Genomic DNA, 23,819 nt, shown 5'->3' on the forward strand with positions numbered 1-23,819 from the left:
GCGACTTCCAGCAGGTGAATTCCACCCACTCAACGAGCCAATGGCGCGGTTGAAGCGTGTAGCGTAGCCCATGTTCCGCTTATGTCCGAGAAATCGTTGTCTGGCGAACAAACCTTGAGGTGACGCCAGATAGGCATGATGCTCACCTTCCTGGTCATCATCCTCGTGGGCCTGCGCGCGTTGTTCCAACCGTTGATCCTCAAATATGGCGGCCCTGACGGCGACGCCACCCACGGCTCGGCCCGCTTCGCCACTGACGCGGAGGCCAGGCCCCTCGCGCAAAGCGAGGGCCTGCTGATCGGCCGCGACATGAAAACCCGCAAGCTGCTGCGCTATCCCGGCCCCTCCCATCTGCTCACGATCGCCCCGACGCGCACCGGCAAGGGGGTAGGCACGATCATTCCCAACCTCATCGACTATCCCGGCCCGGTCGTCTGTATCGACCCCAAGGGCGAGAACGCCATCGTCACCGCGCGCCAGCGCGCCCGCTTCGGCCCGGTCCATGTCCTCGACCCGTTCGGCATCACCGCCCTGCCCTCGGCGGCCTTCAATCCCCTGGATCGCATCGACCCCGCCGGCCTCGATCTGGCTGACGACGCCATGACGCTCGCCGACGCGCTGGTCTATGACGCCCCCGGCGAAGCCGGCGAGGCGCATTGGAACGACGAAGCGAAGGCGTTGATCGCCGGCCTGATCCTCCATATCGTCGCCAGCGAAGCGCCCGCGACCCGCACCCTCGCCACGCTGCGCGATCATCTGACGCTCGCCCCGCAAGCCTTCGCCGCCCTGCTCGCCGATATGCAGGCACAAGGCGGCCTGGTCGCGCGCGCCGCCAATCGCCATCTCGGCAAATCCGACAAGGAAGCCTCGGGCGTGCTGTCGGCCGCGCAGCGCCATACCCATTTCCTCGATAGCCCGCGCATGGGCCAAGTTCTCGGCGGCTCGGATTTCGCGTTCGCCGACATGAAGGCGTCGCCGGCGACCGTGTTCCTCGTCCTGCCGCCCGATCGCATCGCCGCCTATGCTCGCTGGCTGCGCCTGATGATCGCGCAAGCCCTCACCGATCTGTCGCGCGGCGGCGCGGCCCCTGCCCGCCCCGTCCTGTTCCTGCTCGATGAATTTGCCGCGCTCGGCCGCCTCGATCCCGTCGAGCGTGCTATGGGCCTGATGGCGGGCTATGGCGTCCAGCTCTGGCCGATCGTGCAGGATATCCACCAGCTCCGCGCGCTCTACAAGGACCGCGCCGGCACCTTCTTCTCCAACGCCGGGGCATTGCAGATATTCGCCGTCAACGACCATGACAGCGCCAAGCTCGTCTCCGATCTGCTCGGCCAGGAGACGGTGGTGTTCGAGACCATGAGCCGCGCGATCGACGCGGAGGAAACCGGCATTTCGTTCGGCGTGCAGCATGTCGGCCGCCCGCTGCTGACCCCCGATGAAGTCCGCACCCTGCCCGGCGAATTGGAGCTGCTGTTCCTCGCCGGACAGCGCCCGATCGTCGCCACCAAGCTCGCCTATCATGCCGATCGCGAGTTCGCAGGGAAGTTCGACCCGGTGCGGCACGTTTAAACGGCACGGCGAGGATCTACACGCCAGAAAAGCGCCCTGCCCTGGGAAGTCCGTAGAGCGGCATGGGACAATCGACCTTCCCTGACCCTCCCAAACGCCCGAAATGAGGCTGGGCGGCCCGGAAATCGCGCCAGTCGCGACGTTTCCGTCTGCCCTGCCCTCTCGAATGGATCGCTGCGCTATCCGCTTGGCTTTTCTGGAAAGCCAATTGCGACGGTGCCGCTGGGTGCTGCATTGGATGGCTGGGCGCGACAGTTCGGCAAATTCCACACACCTACATAAAGCGTGCCGGCGAAGCCGGCTCATCATGGGGGATGCCGGGTGGGAGGATGGCTTTAGCCATCCGGGGCGGCCGAAGGCCGCGAGCCGGCGGGGGCGAAGCCCCCAAGAGGCGGCGCTTTTCTTCTTTGCAGCAGGCACACACCGCACGATGGGAAGTTATCCTCAAGCGGACAGCGCACCGGGGCCGTTAAGGATTCTGTTAAAAGAGGAATCGTTAAGTAAGTTAAGCCGGTCTGAAAGCGGTTTTTTCCGTTTATTCGCAAAGAGTTGTAAACTAGCCCGGTGGGCGAAACCCCGTGATTCGGTGGGTGATCCCCCGATAGTGCGGTGGGTGAAACCCCGACGCTCCGGTGGGTGATCCCCCGAGAGTCAGCCGCGTGATTCCGAGTCGCGCGATGGTGGGTGAAACCCCGACAAAGCAGCTCGGAAAGGACCTGATTCGCCGTTTTGGCGCTCCTACGGGCCTCCTTGTCCCGAAATCCAGGGCAGCGTGTCCCGCTTTCCGGGGCAACGGTGGGTGATACCACGATAGTTCAGCGGCTCCCGCCCCGTGCCAGGCGGTCCATCAAATCGTCCACCTCCTGCGTTCGCCGGCGATCGGCCTCAAGCCGCTCCTGGCGCTCGCGTTCCGCCTCTAGCCTAGCGTGCAGCTCGGCCGCCTCGGCCGCGCCGCGCAGCTCGAACAGCACCGCCGGCGCGTCCTCGGCCGTCTTGGTCAGCGCCATTGTATATTCGGGAAGCTGGTCGGCCTCGATGACCTTCCGCAACATGCGGTTGAACTCCTTGGGCTGGGCATCGCTGCCGGCCTTCTCGCGCAAAATCTCGACGCGACAGGTCCACCCTCCCCGCTGCTGGCCCGCGTGCTTGCGCGCGATCCGGTATAGGGCGCGCTCAAGCCCGCCAGTCAGCAGGAAATAATCGGGGTGCATGGTCAACAGCGACCGTTCGCTGACAATGCCCTCATAGACCCAATTCGACAGGGTGATGGTCATGCCGCGCGGCTGATCGGTGGCGGGGTCCACCTCTAGCGTCCACCCGTCCAGCCACCCGAATTGCGCCTCCGTGCGACGCTTGGGCGCGCGCAGCGATGTGCGAATGGAAGTCGTCTCCAAGCGCGACAGGGCGGCTTGCAGCTCGGTATAGTCGCGCCCGCCCGTCCCGCGCCTGATGCCGCGCAACAGGTCGTAGGTCGTGGTTCTAAGCGTCCTGGGTAGGTCGTTGACGCCCTGCTCCTTCATCCGGTTGAGGACGGACGCGGCCCATATCAGAATATCGGCGTCCCATATCGTCGCCATGCCATAGGCCGGCATCGCCTCGACCTTCACCCACGCCTCGCCGTCCGGGCTGCGATATTCGATCGGTTTGAGGCGCTTGCGCTTCTGGAGCGAGAAAAACGGGCGCTCCATCACCTCCCGCTGATCTTTCAGCGGGAGGTCGTTCATCAATGGAATGAAGAAATCGAACTCGGGGTTCGGATCGCGCCGCTTGCTCACGGCGCGAACCGGGCATGGCCGCGCTGCACCAGATATTGCCGCAACAGCCGCTCGGTGATGACGGTCAGCGGCTCGCCGCCTTCCTCGACGCTAAGCTGCCGCAAGGTGCGGTGCATATCCTCGGGAATGTGGATCAATACCGGCTTTTTGCCGGGGTGGCTGCTGCGCCGCGCCGGCGCGGCGCTCGATGTGCCCCGCGCCCCCTCCACTGCCCGCTTCGGCCGCGATCGCGCTGCCGGTGTCGGGGCCGACTGCGTCAGTTCGGGTGCGGGCGCGGGCGCTGCCTCAGGTTCGGGATCATCGAAGATTCCAGCCAGGGCCGACGATTTCTTGGCCATTATGCTACCTCGCTTAGTGGCTTATTCGCATAACCGCTTAATCGCTTAGCCTCGACGAAGGCGGCGCGCAACTCGGCCGCCGCCTTGCTCTCGGGGTCCAGTTCGATCGCGGTCTTGCCGACCGGCGTTGCCTTGTAGAAGTCCTTGCGGAAGTGCAGCACGGAATCGAACACCGCCACGCCCTTCGCTGCGAAGCCGGCGCGCGCCTCGGCCCCCTCCCCGCCTTGGTGCGGCACTTGCGTCAGGATCACGGCGAACGGCGTTCCCGCCTGCTGCACCTGCTTGACGGTTTGCAGCACGGAATGAACGTCCAAGCCGCGCGGCGCGACCGGGATCACCACGAAATCGGCCTGCTCGGCCGCCAGCATGGCAATGTCCTTTGAGTTCGCCGGCGTGTCGATGATGATAAGGTCCAGCTTGCCGCTCTCGCGCCCGCGCGAGACGTGCAGCGGCAAGCCCGCGACGCTGCTGTCCTTCACCAATACATCGTCGGTTTTGCGGCGCTCCGACCAGTAGAGCGCCGACCCCTGCCGATCGTCGGCATCGAGGATCACGACCGCCGCCCCTTCGCCGGCGGCCTCCACGGCAAAGGCGGTCGCGATGGTCGTTTTCGACTGCCCGCCCTTCTGTGCGATGATAGCCCAAGTCTGCATGACGGCTCCTGCTAAGCGACTAAGCGGCTTGTATCGCTTAGTCGCTTAGCAGGCAAGCCGTGGCGCTTAGTCGCATATTAGCTTAGTCGCTTAGTCCTTTTCCTCGCCTTCGTCGTCGTCCAGCGGCTCATGTTCCATGCGGCCGTGATCCTCGATCGGGCAAAGCGGCGCGCCGGCCAGCTCCAGCCATTTGCGCGCGGTCCTGACGGTATAGCCGCACGTCGCGCACTCGCATTTGAGCATCCGGGTTTTCTGCTTCTTCGGCGCGGTCGACTCCCCGTCCGTGTCGAGACGGGCATGGGGGAGGGGGCCAACGGCATCCAAGATCGGCGCGATGGCCGACAGGAACGCCTCGCCGGGGGTGGTGGCGCGCATCGGCCCGACCAGACCAAGGCCAAGGGCGACCCGTTTAAACGCCTTCCCATGCCCTGCCGGGATGCCGACAGCGGCATGGACCAGCTCATGCGCGAGGATGGCCGCGATCTGCGCCGGCATGGCGTCGGGCGCGTGGGCGAGGTCGGGACGGATGAAGATTTCAAAGTGGCCGTCCGCGCTTAGCCGGTTGTCCCAGCACTCGCCGATCGCCTTGCCCTTGCGGCCCGCGCTGGTGAAGCCGATCGCCACGCGGATACGCGCGGGCAGGGGGCTTTCCACCGCCTCGAACAAGGGAGCCATGCCCGCCGCCACCCGATTGAGCCAGCTTTCCCGGTTGTCCTGCGTCATCGTCTTTGCTCCCTTCAAATCGCCTGTCCGGCGATGGCCATGCCATCGGCCGGAACACGGACGCCCAAGAACGCCGGCGAGAGAGGGGGGCAGCGGGTTTCGATGGGGTGGAGCGGCCGCAGCGCAGCGAGGCACGGCCCCGTCTAATCCCGTTGCGGGGGAGAGGCGGCCGGGACCGCCTTTCCCCCATCAAACGAACATGGACGCCGGCGCACGCCGGCACCATGACGCGAGATCCGCTTGCGATCTCGCCCCGCCATGTGGGTCGTCACCTTGGGCCAAGACCGCTTGCGGGCTTGGGGAGCGCAGCGAGTAGGGCCACGGTGCCGCGCCAGCGGCAGGCGCTTAATCGCTTAGTCGGTTATTTGCTTAGTCTTTATCCGGCCCGTCGCGGAAACCCGAATTGCGGGGAAGGGGAGGGCAGCCCACGCGTAATCGAAATGACGATACCTTGCCCTTGAATTTTCCGGCAATTGGCCGTACATAGTGCAGAGTAAGGAGCACGCTATGGCCCACGCACAAAGACAGCAAGACGCCCCGCCAGCTCGCCGGCGAGCTGAGCGACTGGAGGCGCGCGTGACGACAGAACAGAAGGCTCTCATTGAGCGCGCTGCCGCGCTCGAAGGGCGCAGCATCACCGATTTCGTGCTGACCAGCGTGCAGGACGCAGCGAAGCGCGCCATTGCGGAGCATGAAGTCATCCAGCTTAGCGTCAGGGATTCCCAAGCGTTCGTGGATGCGCTCCTCAACCCGCGCGAGCCGAGCAAGAGGATGCGCGAGCGTGTGGCGGCCTATGTGGCGCGATACGGCGACGAATAGGCGTGGGCACCGCTGCAAGGCCCGTTATCGAGCTTCTCGATACGACGCGCCATGATCGTGCCGGCTTCTCCTGCGGCGTCGAGGCGCTCGACCGCTATCTGCAATCGCAAGCGGGCCAGGACGCTCGCCGACGCGTCGCGTTTCCCTATGTGCTGATAGAGCCGCCGTCGCCCAACGTCCTCGGTTTCTACACGCTGTCGAATACGTCGCTGCAAGCGGCGGAGCTGCCGGCAACGCTGGTCAAGAAACTGCCGCGCTATCCCGTCCTGCCCGCTACGCTGCTTGGCCGGCTCGCGGTCGATGGGAAGGGGCGGGGCAAAGGGCTGGGATCGGAATTGCTGCTCGATGCGCTCCGGCGTTGTCTGCGAAGCGAAACGGCCTCCCTGGCGGTCGTGGTGGACGCCAAGGATGACGCGGCGGCCTCATTTTATGAGCGCCACGATTTTATGAGATTGCCCGAACAGCCCAACCGCCTGTTCATGCCGATGGCGGAAATCGAAAAGCTGTTCGAGGCGGCGGGGTCATAGGGTGAGGGCGGTATTCATCCGGCATGGGGAAAGCACCGGCAACGCCGGCGTGCCGTGCCATGATCTCGCGACGATCGAGCTGACGGAGCGCGGCCACGAACAGGCGCGCGCGGTCGCGGCGAGCTGGACGGAAGCGCCCGCGCTCATCGTCACCTCGCCCTATACCCGCACCCGGCAGACGGCCGCGCCGACGATCGCGCGCTTTCCCGGCGTGCCGGTGGAAGTCTGGCCGATCGAGGAGTTCACCTATCTGCAACCGGCGCGCTGGAACGGCACGCGCAGCGCCGAGCGGATGCCGCACCTCGAACGCTATTGGCGCGAGGCCGATCCTGATTATTGCGACGGGGAAGGGGCGGAGAGCTTCGGCACCTTGCTACGGCGCTGCGAGGCGGCCTTGACGCGGCTTGCCGCCATGCCGCCGCCATCGCTGGTCTATGTGTTCGGGCATGGGCAGTTCATCCAGGCCGCGCGCGCGATCGTCGCCGACGCCCATCTGGACGATCGCGATAAGATGCGGGCGTTCTGGCGCAAAGGCGAGCCGCCCGCGATCGCCAACGCGCAGCGGGTAGGGTTCCATTGGGAAGCGGGCCGCTGGGCCTGTGCGGCGGCGATCGCCGCCTAGATCAACACCCGCTCCACCTCGTCGAGCGTCACGTCATCGGGCCGCCGGTCGTAGAGCTGGGTGGTGCGCGTCGAGCTGTGGTTCGCCATCGTCGCGGCCGTCTCCAAGGTGCCGCCGTTCTTCAAATAGGTGGTGATCCCGGTCGCGCGAAACGAATGGTTGCCGATCGCCGTGCCGATCCCGGCCGCCGCCGCGCGCCGGCGCACCATCGCGAAGGCATTGGCCTGGGGCAGGGGAGTATCGCTTAGTCGCTTAGTCTTGCGTCCGATCGTGCGGAACAGTGGCCCCTTGCGATCCGCGCGCAGCTCGCAACCGTCGAGATATTCGGCCAGGTAATGCTCAAGATTGTGGTGACACGGCATCTCGTGGCGCTTGCCGCCCTTTTCGTGCAGACGGACCCATAGGCGGCGGTTCTGCACGAACACGTCCTCCACCTTCATCGCCAGCGCCGCGCCGACCCGCGCGAACGAATAGACCATGAGGCCGATCAAGGCGCGGTCGCGCAGCCCCGCATGGGTGGTCACGTCGATGCGATCGAGCAGCGCCCGCGCTTCGTCGGGGGCCAGCACCGGCGTCTTGCCGCGCCGCTGGCTGTGCGCTGGCCCGCGCACCGATGCGGCGGGGTTCACCGGCACGACATGGCCCGTCACCAGCCAATCGAACAGGTGGCGCACGCCGGCGAGCTGCTGCTTGACGCTGGGCGCGGCCAGCTCGCCCCCCAGCGCCTCGACCCAGGCCGCGACATGAAGCGGCTGCACGCCGGCGAGCGACGCCACCCCGCGCGCCTCGCACCAGGCCAGGAAGTCGCCCGCCGCGCGCATATAGGCGCGGCGCGTATGCGGGTTGCGGATGGTCACGGCAAAAAACTCAAGGAAGCGCAGCCGCGTGGCGTCGTCGGCCGACGCCACTAGCGCCGGCAACGCCAGCGCCGGCGAGGGCAGGGGGGCCAGCTCGTTCATCGCTGAATCTTCTCCCAGCGCGCCGGCTCGGGGCGCGGCTGCGCCAGCTCCCGGCGCAGCTCGGCGAACACTTCCTCGGCGGGCCGGACCCGGCCAGCCTTCACATCCTCAAGGCCGCGCTCCAGCTTCCGGCGCAGCAGCTCGTCGCGCAAATCGCGGTGCGGCTCCATTTCGATGAAGTTCTGGACGATCGCGAACACCGCCTCGGACGGGTCAACGAACAGGCCGCGCTCGACCCGCGCCAACAGCCAATCGGCCTGATCGCCGGTAAGATACGCCTCGAAGCGCAGGCCGCCCGCGCGGGCCTGCTCGCGCAGCGCCTTGGCCTGGTCGCGCTCGGCGTGATTATCGGCGAAAGCCTCATCCTCATCCTCAATCATAGCGGCCTCCCTTTCGGCGGTAGATCTCCGGCACGTTTAAACGCTCTCGGCAGGATCGCCGCGATAGTGCACCCAAAGGTCGCCCATCGCGTCGCGGTAGCCCCATGCGTCGGCGTAGGTCGTCGGCTCCTGCGCCAGCCACGCCATGATCGTCAGCATGTCCTCGGCGATCACGGCATCGAGGTTGCACAGGTGCAGGATCGGAAAATGCCCGCACTCGTCGCCGTTCCACCATGCCAGCAGGAAATCGGCCACCTTCGCCGATGCGCCGGTCTCGGCCGCGCGCGTGGGCGGCATGGCGATGGCGAGCAAGCGGCCGATCGCCTCGCCGGCCTCGGCGAAGCTGACGGCCCGGATGACGGGGCGGCGCTGCGGGGGTGCCGTGGGGGCGGCTTCGGTCATGCGCGGCGGCTCCGGGCTGCGCCTGCGCGCCCGCGCCGGACGTGGGCGGCGGGGGCGATGATCGTCACGGCGTCGGGCGACAGGTCTTCAACGGCATCGACCATGCCGAATATCTCGGCGCGGCCGCCATCGTTGCAGACGCGGCCCGCGACGGTGCCGTGAATGATCGCGCGGGCACCAGGCTCGATGATGAGGTCGCCGGCGATCGTGCCGTGCAGGATCAGCTTGACGCCGCCCTGCAGGGTCGCGCCCTGGGTGATGAGGCCATAGACGGCCAAGTCCTCGCCGATCGCCAAAGGCCCGTCGATATTCTCATGCACCGCGCGCAATTTTCCGCTCCCTCCGAGTGTGTGATAAAGGACATTATCATATATTCGGAAGGAGGTGAATCCGACCATTGCAGTGCATTTTTAAAATTCGCGGTGGGCGCGTCGAGTGGCGGCTTGATGGGCTCTGCACCAGCAGGACCATGCGATGACGGAGCCAGGCCTGATGCGGCGCTGAGCAAGCCTGGGCACGATCAGCTAGGAAATTCGGGTTCCGCACTTTGGGCCGAAGGCTGCGAATCGGCGGCGTTCAGGCCAGACTCATATGAGCGTCTGTATCATCCTGACTTGTCAAGCGTTGGAGTCGTTAGAAACTCGATCGGTCCAGGAGCCCCGGAGAAGCGTGATGTTGCGAAATAAACTACTGGCCTTGGCTGCTGGCGCGGCCTTGAGCGTTATTCCCTCGGTCGCGGTAGCGCACGGCCATCATGATCATCATAGTCATCATTATCGTGGTCACGGCCATTACTCGGGCGCTTATTACGGCGGCTACGGCCCTTATGGTTATGGGCCCTATACGTCATACGGCGGCTATTACCCCTATGCTGGATATCCCGGCCATTCGCATGGGTATTCGGTCGCTATCATAACGGGCGGCCATGGGCACGGCGGCTACGGCTACCATGGCTACGAACACGGCTGGCATGACGGTGGTCACGGGTGGGGCGACCATGGCTATGCCGGGCACGGCTTCGACGGTGGGCACGGGGATCATCACGACCACTAATCGGAGCGGCCGGTGGCTTTCTCCGTTAGACCGGCATGCTCATGATGTCCTTGTAGGCTGAGAGCAACTTGTTGCGGACCTGGAGCGTCGCCTCGAAACTCACCGATGTCCGGGCCTGCATCAGGGCGACGGTAGCGATGTCGTTCGTCTCACCGCGCTCATAGGCTTCGGTCGCCACGTCCTCCGCTTCGAGAGTGGCGTTGACCTTCTCGACGGCGCTATCCAGCGTGGACGCGAAGCTGACCGACCCCACGCCTGCGACGCTGCCGACCCCCGCGGTCGCTCTGGGAAGAGACGGGGCGACGTTTCGCAGCGCCGCGTTGCGTTCAAGGATCGCCGAGTGCATCGCCATGACATTCGCGACCGATATGTCGCTCACCGATCAAACTCCTTAGCCGGCCCCCCACCGGTTTAAGGAAAACGCCTTCAAATTTGGTTAACTACGCCGCGCCTCGCACCGGACGGTCGCAGCCTCGGTTGAATCTATGCTCATGACCCGCCGCTCATCGTTCACGATCGCCGCTCTCGGCCTTAGCCTCGTGAAGCGTCGCGCAACAAGGTCAGATGGATCGATGCCGATGGGAGGATGTCTGTATCGCAGCCGAGCGACATTTGGCCATGACGCAGAACATGGAGCCTGCTCAGAAAGAGCTGATAGCCGTGTCTCGGCCAGTCCGCTCCCCAACTGCCATACGATCAATAGTGCCCACCACCGTGGCGCTGATCGTAGCCATGGACGTCATACTGGCGACCATCATATCCGTGGCCGGTGTAGCCGCGCCGATCGTGGCCGCGGGCATGGCCGTTATTCTGCCACTGCTGATTATAGCTCCATGTCCCATAGGGATCACCGGCCCAGCGGGGCTGCGAATGATAATCCTGATTGTCGCCGCCATGATCATAGCGGGCGTGATGGCCGCCGCGATAGTGATCCTGGGCAAACGCCGCGCTGGGCGCCGCCGCAGTAAAAGCCGTCGCGGCCAGAGCCGCAGCTGCAAGCACCATGCGTTTCATCACTCTTCCTTTCAGGCGCGATCGTCAAATCGACCGTGCTGATGATCTAAGCGGTTCGCTGTTGCCCGATGCTGAATACAATCGACAGCCGGCATTCACCGATCGCGCTCGGCAGTCTGGACTGAAAGGCTGTGCCCCGCTGGTGTGGTAGCGCCGGGTTTGCGCGCTCGCCGGTGAACATCATAATGGCCACGGATAGAGGTTGCCGTTCACCGGGCGGGGTGCCCTCCGGCTTAGCCGCAACGAACCTTGAGGGGTTTTCCGCATCCGTGCGTATTCCATAAGAGAGAATATGCGTGCCGCTCCTGCGGCAGGCTTTAAGGAGAAGGCGCATGACAAGCAGAAGCTACGGAATTCTGGCCTGCGTCGCGCTGGCCTGCGCTGCGTCACTCAGTGGTCCGGCGTTCGCCGACCCGGGGCATGGCCATGATCAGCATAGAGGCGCTCCCAGTGGCTATTATCCCGGCCCAAATAATTCGCGCATCCCATATCAGACGGGCTATTATCAGGACGCACACAATCAGCGTCAACAATATACCTATCCGCCGGACTGGCGGAACTATGGCCACCCACAGTCCTGGTATCAGAACCATCCCAGTTGGCACACCTTCGACCATCCGGACTATTACCGCAGGGGCGAACGCCACTAACGCCCTGTACTGCTTTTTTTGAAAGCTATTCGATTAAATGAATTATTTTAGTTAGTTTTGAGGAGAGAGCGTCATGACTAACATTAAATCGATCCCTGTTATCGCTGCCGCTGCGCTAGTCATCACCGCACCAGCTACCGCACAGATGAACAAGTCGATGCCGGGCATGTCCAACAGCTCGATGAGCAGTCAGTCTGCGCATAGGTCCGGAGGAGCCAGTGCCTCCACAGGAATGACGGGCAAGGGACATAAAGCCAAGAAACACCATCCTGGCAAACGTCATTCCCAGGCAGCCAAGACCAGCAAGTAAAGTGCCGCAGCCGGACGGCCCACAGAGCCGCCCGGCTGCGCTTTGCCTGGCCCGCCCTCGCGGCAAGGCCGCGCGCAACAGGAATGAATGAAGCAATGCCATTCTTCATGGGCTTGCGCGACGTTGGTCTATTCGTTCGCAGCGCCCGCACCGATGCTCGCCTCAATCAGCTGCGCTCAACGCAGGGTGCGGCCGCTGCGCTTGAGGCCGTCTATGCCGCCAACCCCGACCCTTGGGCCGCAGGCTCACCGCACTATCGCTATCAGCGTCGGAAATATGAGGTTCTTGCCTCACGATTGCCACCCCGACGTTTCCATCACGCGCTCGACCTTGGCTGCGGTCTGGGCTTGCTATCGCGGCATCTTGCAGCTCATGCGGATTCGGTGCTGGGCGTAGACGTTGCGCCTACCGCCATCGCGCGTGCCCGTGTACAGCATGCCGACGTGCCGAACCTGGCCTTCGAAACCCACAATATCATGGCGTTACCGTCATCTCTCGACGGCCGCTTTGATCTTATCATGATCGCGGATGTCCTTTACTATCTATTTCCGCTGGACGATGCGGCCCTGAAAACATTGTCGAGGCGCATAGCACAGCTTCTGTCGCCCGGCGGCATCTGCATGCTGGTCAACCACTACTTCTTTGCATTCGATAGTGAATCACGTCGCTCGCGACGCATTCATGATGCGTTTATCTGGTCGTCTGACTTCACTTTAGATTCGGAATATAGGCGGCCCTTCTATCTGGTGACGCAGTTGTCCGGCATAAGCGAGCGAGTAACTCAGCCTCATAAGAACAACTATGCGACAAGGCCTTAAACCATTCGCGCTTCATTCCCCACGCGTATATAGCCTCGATGAGCTCAGTTACGTCAACGGGAGAGGAAATTGAAGCTTGGATTGCGCCGACGATCGATTGCGCATGGTCGAAGTGTGGCCTCGACCAGCGCCCTGGGGAGGCGCCGGTTTCTATGGCATTATCACCCTTGCCGCCCCGCTCAACGCCGCAATCCACTGCTCGTCACTCATCCGATCAAGGTGTTGTTCTGGAGCGCGGTCATCAACGGCATCGTCTCCATGCCGATCATGGTCGCGCCGATGGTCGTGGTGTCCCGCCGCAGCGGCATGGGACAGTTCACCGCGCCCAAAAGCTTCTTTTTCTCGGATAAGCTACAACGGCCGTCATAGCGGCCACCGCAGGTGCGTTGATCGTTATTCAATTTCTATAAGTGGTGAGAGATCGGGGCGTTGATGACGGAATTCGCAACAGGCGATGCACCATGGTGGGTCGACATCGGCCGTATAAGTCTGGCTGCCCTGCTCGGGGCCATTATAGGATGGCAGCGCGAACATCGCGGCCGCGAGGCCGGCATCCGCACCTATATGGCCACCTCGTTGGGTGCATGCGCATTCGGGCTGATTTCCGGCGCCATCGGCGATGGCGGCCGGATATCCGCCGGCATCGTCACAGGGATCGGATTCATAGGCGCGGGGATCATCTTACGTGATTCCGGACGCGTGACCGGTCTTACAACCGCCGCTACACTCTGGGCATCCGCTGCGGTCGGCCTCAGTACCGCCTACGGCATCTACCATATCGCCGTCATGACAGCGGTTCTGCTCCTGCTGATCCTCGAACTCCATCGCATGCCAGGCTGGACGCGACTATCGCACCGCTCGCGCCAACACGCCCAACAAAGCACAATCCAGAAGGATATCTCGGAATGATACAGCGGAGTCGGCGATGGCCCATTCAGCCGGCCAATCAAGCTTCTTCCCTAACATTTCCGCCATAGGGTGCGGAGAATCTGGATTCTATTCAGCGCTGCTGATTGTCGATTGCGCTGTTTTCCATCGCTGCGGACGGCTAGCCAGACGGGGGCTAAAACGGCGAGCGGCCAGTTGCGTGATCGCAAGAGCAGCGAGCGCGACCGCAGCCCCAGCGATCAGGTCAACAAGATAGTGCGTTCCTTCGACCGGCGTCGCAAGCAGCATCGCCGCGTTGAGAATGGTGACCGGCCACCGCAGAGGCCTCAGCGGCCACGCCGCTGCGATGTAGAGCAGAGCGCTCGCCGCATGGAAGCTGGGAGCGGCGACCAGCCCACGTAGCGCCCCCAAGTCGATGGGCTTTGCCGCATGGCTTCTGAGCGCGGGGATGAGATCGGCCTGGTACAGCGCGCTCTCTGGCACATAGGGCAGCGGTCCATGCCAGAGGAAAGCGAGCGGCCCCTTCGCGGGAACGTGGAAGAACAACAGCAGCGTAAGAAACGCAGCCAGCCAGAAAGATAGGATGAACTGGCGCGCCTCAGCCCTGCGAGCGCTCCAGGCGTAGTAAGCGAACAACACTGCGGGGGTAAAAAATATGCTTTGATAAGCCGCTCGCTCAGGCCACTGGATAGCCGGGTGCTCCACCACGAAGCGATACCATGCCAGCCAGTCGAAACGCAGAAAATGGTCCACGCGCTCAAGCGCTGAGTCGGCGAAGCCCGTACTGATCGCCGCCACAGGATAGGCCGCCAGGGCGCCGATCACGCAGATGCTTATGAAGAGCCCATAATATTCGGCGGCGTCCCGCCATACCCGCTGCTGTCTCGATAGCGGTTGCCGGAATCGGAAACGGATCGTAACGGTTCCGGAGAATGCGAGCACGATGAAGATACCGAGCCTCGCATCGACCTGCACGGCGATCCTCAATCGCACCATCATCACGACGACTGCGACAAGACTGAAGCCTACGGCGCCAAGAAGCCAGCTAAGCGGGATCGTCTTGGGCGCGAGGGGCCAGTTGCAACCGCCGTGGCAGCTTCCATCGGGCAAGCGAGCGTGTTCATAGTCCATGGTGGGGACGTGCGTGCGCTCGGCCAGCAACGGCTTGGGCTAGGCCTGCCTGCGCTGGCGAGTCGCCGAGCACGCCGGAGTAATACCAACGCCGCGTCGCCAGGTTCCGCATCAGCGCGCAGCCGCAAGCACGACAGACCGCCCGCTGCACGCCGCTCTCGTCATCCTCAATTCGGTGGGGACGATGATCGCCGTCGGCACAGGCGATGCTTGGCGACTGCTCCGTCATTGCCGCTGCCTTGGGTCGCATGTTGTCGTTGTCACTTCGCGCCGGGCTTGGCCGCCATGCCGGGCATTTCCTTCATCATCTCATCGTGGTCGGCAGGCGCGCTCGCGATGATGCGCTTATATTCTTCCGCCGGCATTCCAGGGAGCTTCCTGACAAACGCGACCATGTCCCAGATCAGCGGATCGGGATGGGTGCGACCCCAAGCCGGCATCGCGCTCAACTTCACACCGTGCTTGATGATCCAGAATTGTTCGGCCGGGCTCAGGCGCTGCCCGTCACGGGCAAGTTCGGGCGCTTGCGGGTAGAGTCCCTGGCTCATCTCGCTGCGCTCGACTCCCGGCCCGAGATGGCACCCTGAGCACATCTCGGTGTAGAGGCCCGCGCCGGTCGAGATCCGTGTCGCGCTGCCCAGGTCGGCCGGGACCGCGATACCGCGCGCCCGCGCGGCGATCGACTGGTTACGGAGCTTTTCGAGCACCCAATAGACGGGTTTGCTATGCGGGTCGTCGCCTGCGATATTGTATATTCCCGCATAGATGAAAATGCCGGCAAAGACCGCTAGCAGCGCGGCGGCAATGCCCACGAACGTCGCGCTGGGCAGATGCCGACGGGTATCAATATTCAAGCCTGCCATTGCGCTCCCTCCTGATCGACGGGGCACTGCCACAGCCCGCGCTTGCTGCTCAGCACCCTCTAATAGAAATACGCAGCGAACACCGTTTGCCCTCACGCCGTCGAGCGAATGGATACGCGGGCTTAAGCGCAGGTGGGCGAAAAGGGCCTGATCCGTTTACAAAGTGTCCGTATCGAGGTGCCTGTCCATACCGCGTCCAGCTCTCTTTTGGACACGCCGCGCGACCCCGTTCGGAATCCCTCGGTTTTGGGCGGAGGTGGTTGCTCGATCTCCTGTCGCCTCTCAAAAAAAACACGCAACCCAAGGGCAACACTGTCCTGCTGCGTAAACTAGGTAGAGCGGAGAGGTTCCACGATGCGATTTGCAAACCGGACGACAACGATCGTTTTGAGCCCGTTCGCATTGGTCGTCGGTTCCGCTGCCGTTGCGCAAGACGGCCAGCCTTTGCCGGTGGTAGATTTTCCCGTGGAAGCGGCTTCTTCTCCGCAGGCGGCGGACCGAAAAGACGCAAGGCCGCTACTGGCGCCCAACGCAGTCACGATCAGCAGTTTGACCGTCGCAGCTCTTCCATCCGCAATCGAATCACCTCTTGATCTTCCAACAGGCGAGGTGCCGCAGGAGATCGATCCTCGCCCTGCCGACCAAAGCGATATTGTTGTCAAAGCGCGACCTCGCTCCGCCCCCGGTGATCCGCTCCAAGCGGTCAACGTGCAAACTTATGCCGCTACCCAGGCTGTCGACAAAGCGGTCGTGGCACCCGTGGCCTTGACTTACCAGAAAGTGCTGCCGGATCCGCTCCGGGCGGGTATCCGCAACTTCTTCAACAATCTGTCCGAGCCCGTCAGCTTCCTGAATTTCATGCTGCAGATCAAACCGGGCAAGGCGGCAGAAACCATCGCCCGCTTCGCGGTAAATACGACGGTCGGTGTGGGTGGCGTCATCGATGTTGCCCGACGAAAGCCGTTCAGGCTTCCGCGACGGCCGAACGGCTTTGCCAACACATTAGGCTTTTATGGTGTGAAGCCCGGGCCGTTTCTCTTCCTGCCGCTGATCGGCCCCACGACTGTCCGTGATCTGGTGGGGTTGAGTATCGATCGCATGGTGCTCCCATCAACAATCGGCGCGCCATTCAACCAACCCACCTACACGACCCCGGCCACTATCGTCGGCTCGCTCGATTACCGGGCTGAATTCGATACGCAACTGCAAGCCTTCAAAGACTCGCCTGATCCCTATGCAGCTTCCCGGGCTCACTATCTTGCGGGTCGTCAGGCTGAGATCGACGCTCTGCGCGGACGTGTCCCTTCGCAGCCGATCGATCGGCGAACCCTACCTGTGTTGCCCTGATGGACGAGAAAGCACCAACGACCCACAGCAGGAATGACATGACCAACAGGCCGAAACGAATTCAAGAAAACCTGCTTGCCGGTCCCGAACGGCGACTGCTGACCTGGCTATGCGCCCGCATGCCGCGCTGGATGACACCTGATATCCTTACCGGCATAGGCCTGGCCGGCGCGGCCCTGACTGGCATCGGTTACGCGGCCAGCAACAGCAACCCGCTTTGGATCATGCTCGCGATCGCCGGTTTTGTGGTTCAATGGTTCGGCGACTCGTTGGACGGGAGTCTTGCCAGGTTCCGCAGGATCGAGCGGCCATCATATGGCTATTTCGTCGATCATAGCTGTGATGGCCTGACCATTCTCTTCATCATGGTCGGCATGGGCACCAGCCCTTACGTCACGATGTCGATCGCCCTGTTCGCCCTTGCTGGATACCTGCTGCTGGCAATCCATACATTTCTGATCGCTCACGTCATTCACGAATTTCCTCTTTCCTACTTCAACATTGGTCCGACAGAACTAAGGATAATACTGATTATATTATCTCTCTCTATGCTTCTCACAGAGAATATCGCCAATCCTCACGCGGCTCAGATATATTTTGATGCCTTTGTGGTATTTTGTGCAGGAATTATGGTATTCTTATTCGTGACCAGGACTTGGTCAGTGAGCCGTAAGCTTGCGGCTTCGGATATGGTATATGGTTCTGCTGGCAATTTCGACCGTCCATAACCATTCGGTTCGGTTCCGGATAGCGCGTTTGCAACAGAGCCACCACGACGTTGATCGTCCCATCCGGCTATAGCCGCACCAAGCCGCCGCCGAGCAGCCACAGCGGAATGGCGGTGAGGCTGCTCGGCGCCTGTTGCGAGTGAACAGGGAAAAACACCAACGCAAGAGCGCCCAGACGCTGCTCACCGGCGGCCGACGAGCGCTACACCAACTTGACAGGCGGCCCCTGGCCGTCCATAGCGCCAATCGCAAATATGCAATTGGTTCGCATTAGCTATTACCTGCCAGGGGGGAATTAATGAAATCCGGTATCCTCACACGCGTTTCGCTGGGCTCGCTTTCGGTCGCACTGATTGCTGCGGCTTCGCCGGCGCTGGCACAAACGCAGGACAAACCGACCGAGCTGGGGGGCGTGACCGTGACCGATACGGTCATCGACGATCAGGAAGCCGAAACCTCCTACAAGGTGTCGCGCAGCATCGGCGCAATGCGCACCGACACGCCGCTTATCGATGTGCCGCAGAGCGTGACAGTCGTGTCGGCCAAGCAAATCAACGATCAGGCGGCGAACAGCATCGGCGACGCGATCCGCTATGTCCCAGGCGTCTTTTCGGCGCAAGGTGAAGGCAACCGCGAAACGCTGGTGTTCCGCGGTAACTCCACTACCGGCGATTTCTTCGTCGATGGCATCCGTGACGATGTGCAGACTTATCGCGATCTCTATAACATCGAGCGGTTGGAGGTCTTCAAGGGACCAAATGCGATGGTCTTCGGCCGCGGCGGCGTCGGCGGTCTCATCAACCGCGTCACCAAGGTCGCGGACTGGACACCGCATCGCGCCTTCCGGCTCGAAGGCGGCAGCTTCGAGCATAAACGTGCGCAGTTCGATCTCGGGACGCCGCTCAACGATGCGGTCGCCGTGCGCCTGACCGGCGTCTATCAAGATAGCGGCAGCTACCGCGATGGCGTCAACTACAACCGCTGGGGCTTCAATCCGACTGTCACGTTCAAACTCGGCGAGGCGACGACGATCACCGCTGGCTACGAGCATTTCAAGGACGATCGCATCGCCGACCGTGGCGTCCCGGCGCGCCCCGGCGCATCCACGACCAGTATCGGCGGGCCCCTCGACACGCCGCGCGGGCAGTTCTTTGGTGATCCGGCCGGCAGCCCGACCTACACCAATACCGATGCCGGGACCCTCTACATCGAGCACCGCTTCAGCGAGGCCGTGACGCTGCGAAACCGCACCCGCTACGCGGATTATGCCAAGCTATACCGCAATGTTTTTCCCGGCGCCGTGAACGCTGCCGGCACCAGCGTCTCCATATCGGCTTACGACAATGCGATGCAGCGGCGAAACCTGATCAACCAGACCGACCTCAATGCTGAATTCTCGACTGGGTCGATCAAGCATACCCTGCTCGTCGGCGCTGAACTGGGTCGCCAGGAGACCGAGAATTTCCGTCGGGAGGGCTTTTTCCCCGCGAGTCCGACGGATTTGGTCGGAACGTCATCCATTACCGTTCCGATCGCCGCGTCGAACATTCGCCGACCGGACGTGATCTACCGCCCGGCCGCCACCAGCGGTAACAACGCCGGCGTGCTGAAGGTCGCCGCAGGCTATGTTCAGGACCAAATCGAACTGTCGCCGATGTTCCAGGTCATCCTTGGAGTCCGTTACGAGTATCTCAACACCAAGGTGACCGACCGCCGGCCCGCAGCATTCGTACCGGCGACCCAGCAGCGCAATTTCGATGTGACCGACAATCTGTGGTCGCCGCGTGCGGGGCTGATTTTCAAGCCTGCCGAGAACGCATCGATCTATGCCTCCTATTCGCGGACCTATCTGCCACGCGGCGGCGACCAGTTCACCAGTCTGTCGGTCTCCAACCAGAACCTGGCACCCGAGAAGTATCAAAATTACGAAATCGGCGCGAAGTGGGACATCAATCCCAGCTTCAACGTCACGGCCGCCGTGTTCCGGCTTGATCGCAGCAATGTGCTGGCGCTGAGTGATCCGAACAATGCGGCCTCGCCGACCATCCCGGTCGGCCGCCAGCGCAGCGAAGGCGTCGAGTTGAGCGCGCAGGGGACAATCACCGACCAGTTGAGCGTTGTCGGTGCCTACACCTATTCCGACGCCAGGTTCCTGGACACCGTGTCGGGCACCGTGCGCGCCGGCAACCAGCTCGCCAATGTGCCCAAGCACAGCGGATCGATCTGGACGCGCTTCAATCCTGGCGGCGGACTGAGCGGTGCGATCGGCGTTATCCGCCAAGGCCGCCGGTTTGCAGGCACCGACAACATCGTCGCGATGCCCGGCTACACCCGCGTCGATGCAGCCGCCTTCTACGACTTGAGCGAGAACCTCAGCGTGCAAGTCAATGTCGAGAACCTGCTCAACGAACGCTACTTCCTTTACGCGAACAGCAACAACAACATCACGCCTGGATCGCCGAGAGCGTTCAGGATCAGCCTTAACGCCCGGTTCTGACACTTGTCATGCGCGTGTTCAGCCTTGCCCGGCTCACCTCGCGCGAACGCTATGTGATCGGCCTCCTGCGGGGGGCCGATCCTGTGTCGGCATCCGGCGAACTTCTTGCTCTTTTTGATCGGCTTCGCACGACCGCCGGCGCGCTTGGGTTTCGGCCGGGACCGCTTACAGGCGCCTATGCAAGCCGGCAGGAGCTATGCCTGCTTGGCTGCATCGCCGCGATGCAACGCGAGAATCCCGGCGTGCTCCTGAAGATCAGTGGGGCAATCCGTACGCCCACGCTTGCCTGCGCACGCCGCTTGGCATTTGAGGGCGTGCACCTCAATCACGCGTCGATCTCCCGCCTCTCGGGCATGATCGACGCCTGCAAGGAACTGTCTGTTTCGACCGCGCCGCTCTTGCAAGTCCGCCCTCGATCGCAGCGGCGGCCCTTGCCGCCGATGCCGGAAAGCCTACAGGAAAAGGCGCTCGCCTTCGTTTGCTCACGCGGTATCGCCTCGTCGCGCGATCTGGCCGCACTCGGCGTATCACGGCAGGTCGTCAGCCTGATGTTCAAGCAGGGACTGCTCGTGCGCGTGCGCACAGGTGTCTATCGCGCCGCTTCCGAGTTAAAACGTGGGTGAGGACGTGAAAGTCGTCGACTATGGATCAGGCGAGACTCATCGGGGCATTGCGCATCAGGCGCGACAGCCCTGGGAAGGCGAGACGCCTGGCCGTTATCAGCCGAGCAGTCAGCCCCGCTGGATTTCGCTTAGCCTGATCGCTGTGATCCATGTCGCCGGATTTTATGCCTTGCAGCATTTGAACATAGATATTGCCAAACGGCTTCCGGCGCCGCCGCTGGTGGTCAATCTTCTTCCGCTCGATCCGCCGCCGCCCGAGCCGATCGCGCTGCCGACGCAGAAAATGGTCGAAAAGGCTCCCAAGCCCCAGCAGGTTGTCGCTCCGCCTCCACTCGTCGCGACGCCGACGGCGCCCACGACGATCCAGATGACCCCGAAAACCGAACCGGAACCGCCCGCGCCGGTCAAGACAGAGGAGACAAAGTCGCCACCGTCACGAGCAACGAACACCCTGGTCAACCTCAACACGCGGCTGCTGTCAGCCGAGCCGCCTCGCTATCCAATAGAATCCCGGCGCCGACGCGAGACCGGGACTGTCATCCTCATGGTCGTTGTCGATGAGGAAGGGAGGGTGAGCGCCATATCGGTCGCGGCAAGCAGCGGCGCCGATCGCCTCGACAAAGCTGCGCTCAATGCTGTTCGCCGCTGGCGATGGTCGCCGACGATGATCGACGGGCGACCTAGCCAGGTACGAGGCCTCGTCCGCATACCGTTTGAACTAAAGGACCGCCAGTGAGCCTGTAATTGTTGCGCCGCATGCGGTCACCATCGGCGAAGCGATCGATCGGCTTTCCGTTCCAGACGAAAGTCCACAGGCAAAAAGCTGTCGCGCCGCCATCAATTTGATTCGATCGTGTAGCGCCGACTTCTTCGCCTTTCCGCCTGCTCGCGGCACGCCTTTACCGCCTTGCGATTGCCGAGTTGGAGCGGGAGGGCGTCTGCCCCGTCCACGTTGACCACCGCCGCGCCAAGTATCTCAAACAACCGGATCGAGACGGACAACGAGCGGCTTAAACGGCTGATCCTGCCGCTCCTGGGTCAAGTCGACGCCGACCGCTTACGCCACCATCAAGGGTTTTCGAGGTCATGGGAGCTGAAGGTCGGCCAGACCGGCTTCCATCAGGCACCCTGCCCCAGATGGCACCGTGCATCAGCGCTCAATCTTTCTTGAATGTCGTTAACCATCCTCTAAAGGCTTGGTGTTATTGTCGCCAGAGCGTCGTCTAATTCGGGAAATTCCCATGTCGCTTTACGAAGTTACGGCCATCAGGAGCACCATCCTGGCGCGGAGCAACGCGCTCCAGAATGTTGCTAGCGTGGGTCTGGCCGCTATTAGCAACGAGGCGAAGCCGGGGCCCGCTTCGCTGCTGCGATGATAGAGGCACTCGTTAGAACTACGGGTTCCGCTCCAAATGGCGGGCAGGCCGCATTCGCAGTGTCCCATGCCAAATCCGGATATATGTGCCCACAAAAACATCATGGGCTTGGCCCTTTGACAATGCTGGAAAGAGTCTGGTCAGAGGAGCCGGTTGTTGTCGAGCTACCTGAGGCCATTCCCTCGTTTGAAGCCTATCCAGATCGGCGCGGCAGCATGTTCGCCGCCGTCAGCGGTTTCTGCAAATTCGGCGCGATCTATGTCGGGGAGATCGTCGATGACCCAGGCTGCACCTTCGCCTCCTTCGAGCTTGCCGTACACGAGGAGTGGCGAAATCAGGGCTGGGGTACCCGCCTCGTTTCTCGTGCCGAGGCGTGGGCTGCGTCGTCAGGGTTCAGCGGCATGATGATCAGTGTTCAGCCGGACAACGCCGCCGCCTTGGCGCTTTACCGGCGGTTGGCTTACCGCCTGACCTGGTATGAGCGGAATAGGAATCAAAGCGCCGGATCGATGCACGTCCTCGTTAAGACGCTGTATCCTGCCTCGCCAACGAAATCACGCTATCGACATGCTTAGAGTCGTACTCGCAACAGTGCCAGTCCTTCTTGCCGTTGCGCCGGGATATACCGCGCAAGCTCAATCAGTCAGTGCCGCGCCTGCGAAAACGGCGAAGAGCGCCACCACCTTCATCTCCGACATGCTTGCACGCGGCCCTGCCGAAGTAAAACCCTGGCCCGGCTTTGTCCGGCTGTCGGCCGTGACTGCCGTCAGCTTCAAGCAGTCGTGCCAGATGGTGCTCGCACTCAATGACAAAAGCAGTCACCTTGTCGATCTCAGCCGCGCTCTGTCCATCCGGCCCTCGTTCTCAACGAACGGCCCTCAATCCTATGTTGAGATCACAGGCGGGATGACCGCTTTCCGGGGGGTGGATATCTACGTAGGGGACAATGCCTCGGTGCGCCGGGTCGGAGAAGCCTTGGAATTTCTGAGAGCTTCCTGCGACAAGAACAGCGCCACGGGGTTTTAAGCCCGCGGACGCAATTGGTTATGTACATCGACCAGCGTGGGCCCAACACCTCGCACTGCGCTTCTCACTTCAGCACGCACTGGCCCTGATATTGATATGGTTAACCAATATTTAAAGTAGCAGGGTTAAGCCGGATGCGAGCGATCGTTTACGTGGACCACGAGCAATGAGCGATTTATCGGTTGCGAATATAATGGCGATGCGCGCCACTATGCTTGACCGCAACGCATCGCTGCGGGGCCTGCTTCCTGCAACGTCCCGTTCGAGCCCCACGGACAGCGAGATCGGTGCAAAGCCACTTAGCGGCTTCGCCTCTACCCTTCAAACTGCTATTCAGAACGTCAATACCACGCTCGAGCAGGAAGACGTTGCAACCGAAGCCTATGAACGTGGTGAAACGACCGACATCGCTACCGTGGCTCTCCTACAAGCTCGATCTAGCGTGAATTTTGAAGCGACACTTCAGGTTCGTAACAAGCTGCTAACTGCCTACAACGATATTATGAACATGCAAATTTAATATCCCACAATATGTTGACCGGATAATTTGTGCTTGAACATTTTTCATTTTCTATATGTCCGACCGCTGCGACGCTCCGATCGTAATTACCCACCCCCTAATTTGAGCGGTCATGCGGTGACGGCGCTGAGTATGGTGCGATAGGGATTTGCGCCTGACAGTCGGGCGGTGTCGACGGTGGTGCGCATATCGGCTTCAGCATCGGCGG

The 23,819-nt window shown here is 62.3% G+C and carries 29 protein-coding genes and 1 pseudogene; 18 read left to right on the forward strand and 12 right to left on the reverse strand.

Annotation, left to right across the window (positions count from 1 at the left end; translation table 11 throughout):
* Positions 1-126 precede the first annotated feature (126 nt).
* A pseudogene (locus EH199_RS20830) lies at positions 127-1,569 on the forward strand (type IV secretory system conjugative DNA transfer family protein); the annotation flags it as partial.
* A gap of 815 nt (positions 1,570-2,384) precedes the next feature.
* Here EH199_RS20830 and EH199_RS20835 read toward each other — a convergent pair.
* From EH199_RS20835 to EH199_RS20850, 4 genes are all read right to left on the reverse strand, one after another.
* Positions 2,385-3,344 (reverse strand): replication initiator protein A, encoded by a 960-nt coding sequence (locus EH199_RS20835; protein ID WP_124811062.1) that lies wholly within the window; start codon positions 3,342-3,344, stop codon positions 2,385-2,387.
* Positions 3,341-3,682: a hypothetical protein gene (locus EH199_RS20840; protein ID WP_124811063.1), complete on the reverse strand. Its 342-nt coding sequence runs from the start codon at positions 3,680-3,682 to the stop codon at positions 3,341-3,343. The genes EH199_RS20835 and EH199_RS20840 overlap by 4 nt, the downstream gene beginning before the upstream one ends.
* The gene (locus EH199_RS20845) at positions 3,682-4,335 is read right to left on the reverse strand and encodes a hypothetical protein (RefSeq protein ID WP_124811064.1); all 654 of its coding nucleotides are present in this window, start codon (positions 4,333-4,335) and stop codon (positions 3,682-3,684) included. Before EH199_RS20845 ends, EH199_RS20840 begins: the two co-directional genes overlap by 1 nt.
* Before the next feature lie 90 nt (positions 4,336-4,425).
* Entirely contained in the window at positions 4,426-5,058 is a 633-nt protein-coding gene (locus tag EH199_RS20850) for a transcription elongation protein SprT (RefSeq protein WP_124811065.1), read from the reverse strand.
* A 507-nt stretch (positions 5,059-5,565) separates the two neighbouring features.
* On the opposite strand from EH199_RS20850, the gene EH199_RS20860 reads away from it, so the two are divergent.
* From EH199_RS20860 to EH199_RS20870, 3 genes are read left to right on the forward strand one after another with little or no spacing between them, the layout of a single operon-like run.
* Complete coding sequence (locus tag EH199_RS20860) at positions 5,566-5,877, forward strand: DUF1778 domain-containing protein (RefSeq protein WP_124811066.1); 312 nt, start codon at positions 5,566-5,568, stop codon at positions 5,875-5,877.
* 2 nt (positions 5,878-5,879) lie between these two features.
* Complete coding sequence (locus EH199_RS20865; protein WP_124811067.1) at positions 5,880-6,404, forward strand: GNAT family N-acetyltransferase; 525 nt, start codon at positions 5,880-5,882, stop codon at positions 6,402-6,404.
* Position 6,405: 1 nt separating this feature from the next.
* Positions 6,406-7,026: a histidine phosphatase family protein gene (locus EH199_RS20870; RefSeq protein ID WP_124811068.1), complete on the forward strand. Its 621-nt coding sequence runs from the start codon at positions 6,406-6,408 to the stop codon at positions 7,024-7,026.
* On the opposite strand, the gene EH199_RS20875 is transcribed toward EH199_RS20870, so the two are convergent.
* Genes EH199_RS20875 through EH199_RS20890 form a run of 4 tightly spaced genes read right to left on the reverse strand, consistent with a single transcriptional unit; the run spans position 7,023 to position 9,096 of the window.
* The gene (locus EH199_RS20875) at positions 7,023-7,985 is read right to left on the reverse strand and encodes a tyrosine-type recombinase/integrase (protein ID WP_124811069.1); all 963 of its coding nucleotides are present in this window, start codon (positions 7,983-7,985) and stop codon (positions 7,023-7,025) included. The genes EH199_RS20870 and EH199_RS20875 overlap by 4 nt on opposite strands.
* Positions 7,982-8,365, reverse strand: a complete 384-nt coding sequence (locus tag EH199_RS20880) for a CopG family transcriptional regulator (RefSeq protein WP_124811070.1) — start codon at positions 8,363-8,365, stop codon at positions 7,982-7,984. The genes EH199_RS20875 and EH199_RS20880 overlap by 4 nt, the downstream gene beginning before the upstream one ends.
* A 36-nt stretch (positions 8,366-8,401) precedes the next feature.
* Positions 8,402-8,767, reverse strand: a complete 366-nt coding sequence (locus tag EH199_RS20885; RefSeq protein WP_124811071.1) for a hypothetical protein — start codon at positions 8,765-8,767, stop codon at positions 8,402-8,404.
* A complete protein-coding gene (locus tag EH199_RS20890) occupies positions 8,764-9,096 on the reverse strand; it encodes a hypothetical protein (RefSeq protein ID WP_124811072.1) in 333 nt (110 codons plus the stop codon). Before EH199_RS20890 ends, EH199_RS20885 begins: the two co-directional genes overlap by 4 nt.
* 343 nt (positions 9,097-9,439) lie before the next feature.
* Between EH199_RS20890 and EH199_RS20895 the strand changes: the two genes are divergently transcribed.
* Positions 9,440-9,820 (forward strand): hypothetical protein, encoded by a 381-nt coding sequence (locus EH199_RS20895; protein ID WP_169800223.1) that lies wholly within the window; start codon positions 9,440-9,442, stop codon positions 9,818-9,820.
* Positions 9,821-9,845: 25 nt separating this feature from the next.
* Here the strand turns inward: EH199_RS20895 and EH199_RS20900 are convergent, their stop codons facing one another.
* A complete protein-coding gene (locus EH199_RS20900) occupies positions 9,846-10,199 on the reverse strand; it encodes a flagellar hook-basal body complex protein FliE (RefSeq protein WP_124811073.1) in 354 nt (117 codons plus the stop codon).
* A 317-nt stretch (positions 10,200-10,516) separates the two neighbouring features.
* On the reverse strand, positions 10,517-10,834 hold the full coding sequence (locus EH199_RS20905) for a hypothetical protein (RefSeq protein ID WP_066703194.1): 318 nt from the start codon (positions 10,832-10,834) through the stop codon (positions 10,517-10,519).
* Between the two features lie 332 nt (positions 10,835-11,166).
* Here EH199_RS20905 and EH199_RS20910 point away from each other — a divergent pair, with 332 nt between their 5' ends.
* The 5 genes from EH199_RS20910 to EH199_RS20930 all read left to right on the forward strand — a co-directional run bounded on the left by EH199_RS20910 (position 11,167) and on the right by EH199_RS20930 (position 13,521).
* Entirely contained in the window at positions 11,167-11,484 is a 318-nt protein-coding gene (locus tag EH199_RS20910; RefSeq protein WP_066703191.1) for a hypothetical protein, read from the forward strand.
* A 73-nt stretch (positions 11,485-11,557) separates the two neighbouring features.
* Positions 11,558-11,794: a hypothetical protein gene (locus EH199_RS20915; RefSeq protein WP_124811074.1), complete on the forward strand. Its 237-nt coding sequence runs from the start codon at positions 11,558-11,560 to the stop codon at positions 11,792-11,794.
* 83 nt (positions 11,795-11,877) lie between these two features.
* Entirely contained in the window at positions 11,878-12,612 is a 735-nt protein-coding gene (locus tag EH199_RS20920) for a bifunctional 2-polyprenyl-6-hydroxyphenol methylase/3-demethylubiquinol 3-O-methyltransferase UbiG (RefSeq protein ID WP_083952612.1), read from the forward strand.
* 69 nt (positions 12,613-12,681) lie between these two features.
* On the forward strand, positions 12,682-12,981 hold the full coding sequence (locus EH199_RS20925; RefSeq protein WP_124811075.1) for a hypothetical protein: 300 nt from the start codon (positions 12,682-12,684) through the stop codon (positions 12,979-12,981).
* A 63-nt stretch (positions 12,982-13,044) separates the two neighbouring features.
* Positions 13,045-13,521 carry an MgtC/SapB family protein gene (locus EH199_RS20930; RefSeq protein ID WP_066703180.1) on the forward strand — a complete coding sequence of 159 codons (477 nt, stop codon included), beginning with the start codon at positions 13,045-13,047 and terminating at the stop codon, positions 13,519-13,521.
* An 87-nt stretch (positions 13,522-13,608) separates the two neighbouring features.
* Here EH199_RS20930 and EH199_RS20935 read toward each other — a convergent pair whose 3' ends face one another.
* Positions 13,609-14,631, reverse strand: coding sequence for a phosphatase PAP2 family protein (locus EH199_RS20935; protein ID WP_124811076.1), 1,023 nt, complete (start codon positions 14,629-14,631; stop codon positions 13,609-13,611).
* 260 nt (positions 14,632-14,891) lie between these two features.
* Entirely contained in the window at positions 14,892-15,443 is a 552-nt protein-coding gene (locus tag EH199_RS20940) for a cytochrome c (protein ID WP_370449710.1), read from the reverse strand.
* 405 nt (positions 15,444-15,848) lie between these two features.
* On the opposite strand from EH199_RS20940, the gene EH199_RS20945 reads away from it, so the two are divergent.
* From EH199_RS20945 to fliE, 8 genes are all read left to right on the forward strand, one after another.
* Positions 15,849-16,841 carry a VacJ family lipoprotein gene (locus EH199_RS20945; protein WP_124811077.1) on the forward strand — a complete coding sequence of 331 codons (993 nt, stop codon included), beginning with the start codon at positions 15,849-15,851 and terminating at the stop codon, positions 16,839-16,841.
* A 38-nt stretch (positions 16,842-16,879) separates the two neighbouring features.
* Positions 16,880-17,569, forward strand: coding sequence for a CDP-alcohol phosphatidyltransferase family protein (locus tag EH199_RS20950; RefSeq protein WP_124811078.1), 690 nt, complete (start codon positions 16,880-16,882; stop codon positions 17,567-17,569).
* 298 nt (positions 17,570-17,867) lie between these two features.
* Positions 17,868-20,066: a TonB-dependent siderophore receptor gene (locus tag EH199_RS20955; RefSeq protein ID WP_124811079.1), complete on the forward strand. Its 2,199-nt coding sequence runs from the start codon at positions 17,868-17,870 to the stop codon at positions 20,064-20,066.
* Positions 20,067-20,074: 8 nt separating this feature from the next.
* Positions 20,075-20,689: a type IV toxin-antitoxin system AbiEi family antitoxin domain-containing protein gene (locus EH199_RS20960; RefSeq protein WP_124811080.1), complete on the forward strand. Its 615-nt coding sequence runs from the start codon at positions 20,075-20,077 to the stop codon at positions 20,687-20,689.
* A 4-nt stretch (positions 20,690-20,693) separates the two neighbouring features.
* Positions 20,694-21,425, forward strand: coding sequence for an energy transducer TonB (locus EH199_RS20965; RefSeq protein ID WP_148092173.1), 732 nt, complete (start codon positions 20,694-20,696; stop codon positions 21,423-21,425).
* Positions 21,426-22,187: 762 nt separating this feature from the next.
* Complete coding sequence (locus tag EH199_RS20970) at positions 22,188-22,640, forward strand: N-acetyltransferase (RefSeq protein WP_066703155.1); 453 nt, start codon at positions 22,188-22,190, stop codon at positions 22,638-22,640.
* Positions 22,641-22,656: 16 nt separating this feature from the next.
* On the forward strand, positions 22,657-23,091 hold the full coding sequence (locus tag EH199_RS20975) for a hypothetical protein (RefSeq protein ID WP_126516974.1): 435 nt from the start codon (positions 22,657-22,659) through the stop codon (positions 23,089-23,091).
* A 166-nt stretch (positions 23,092-23,257) separates the two neighbouring features.
* Positions 23,258-23,611: a flagellar hook-basal body complex protein FliE gene (gene fliE / locus EH199_RS20980; protein ID WP_066703150.1), complete on the forward strand. Its 354-nt coding sequence runs from the start codon at positions 23,258-23,260 to the stop codon at positions 23,609-23,611.
* The last annotated feature ends 208 nt before the right edge of the window (positions 23,612-23,819 follow it).

This window comes from Novosphingobium sp. LASN5T, from assembly GCF_003856955.1.
Classification (GTDB): domain Bacteria; phylum Pseudomonadota; class Alphaproteobacteria; order Sphingomonadales; family Sphingomonadaceae; genus Novosphingobium.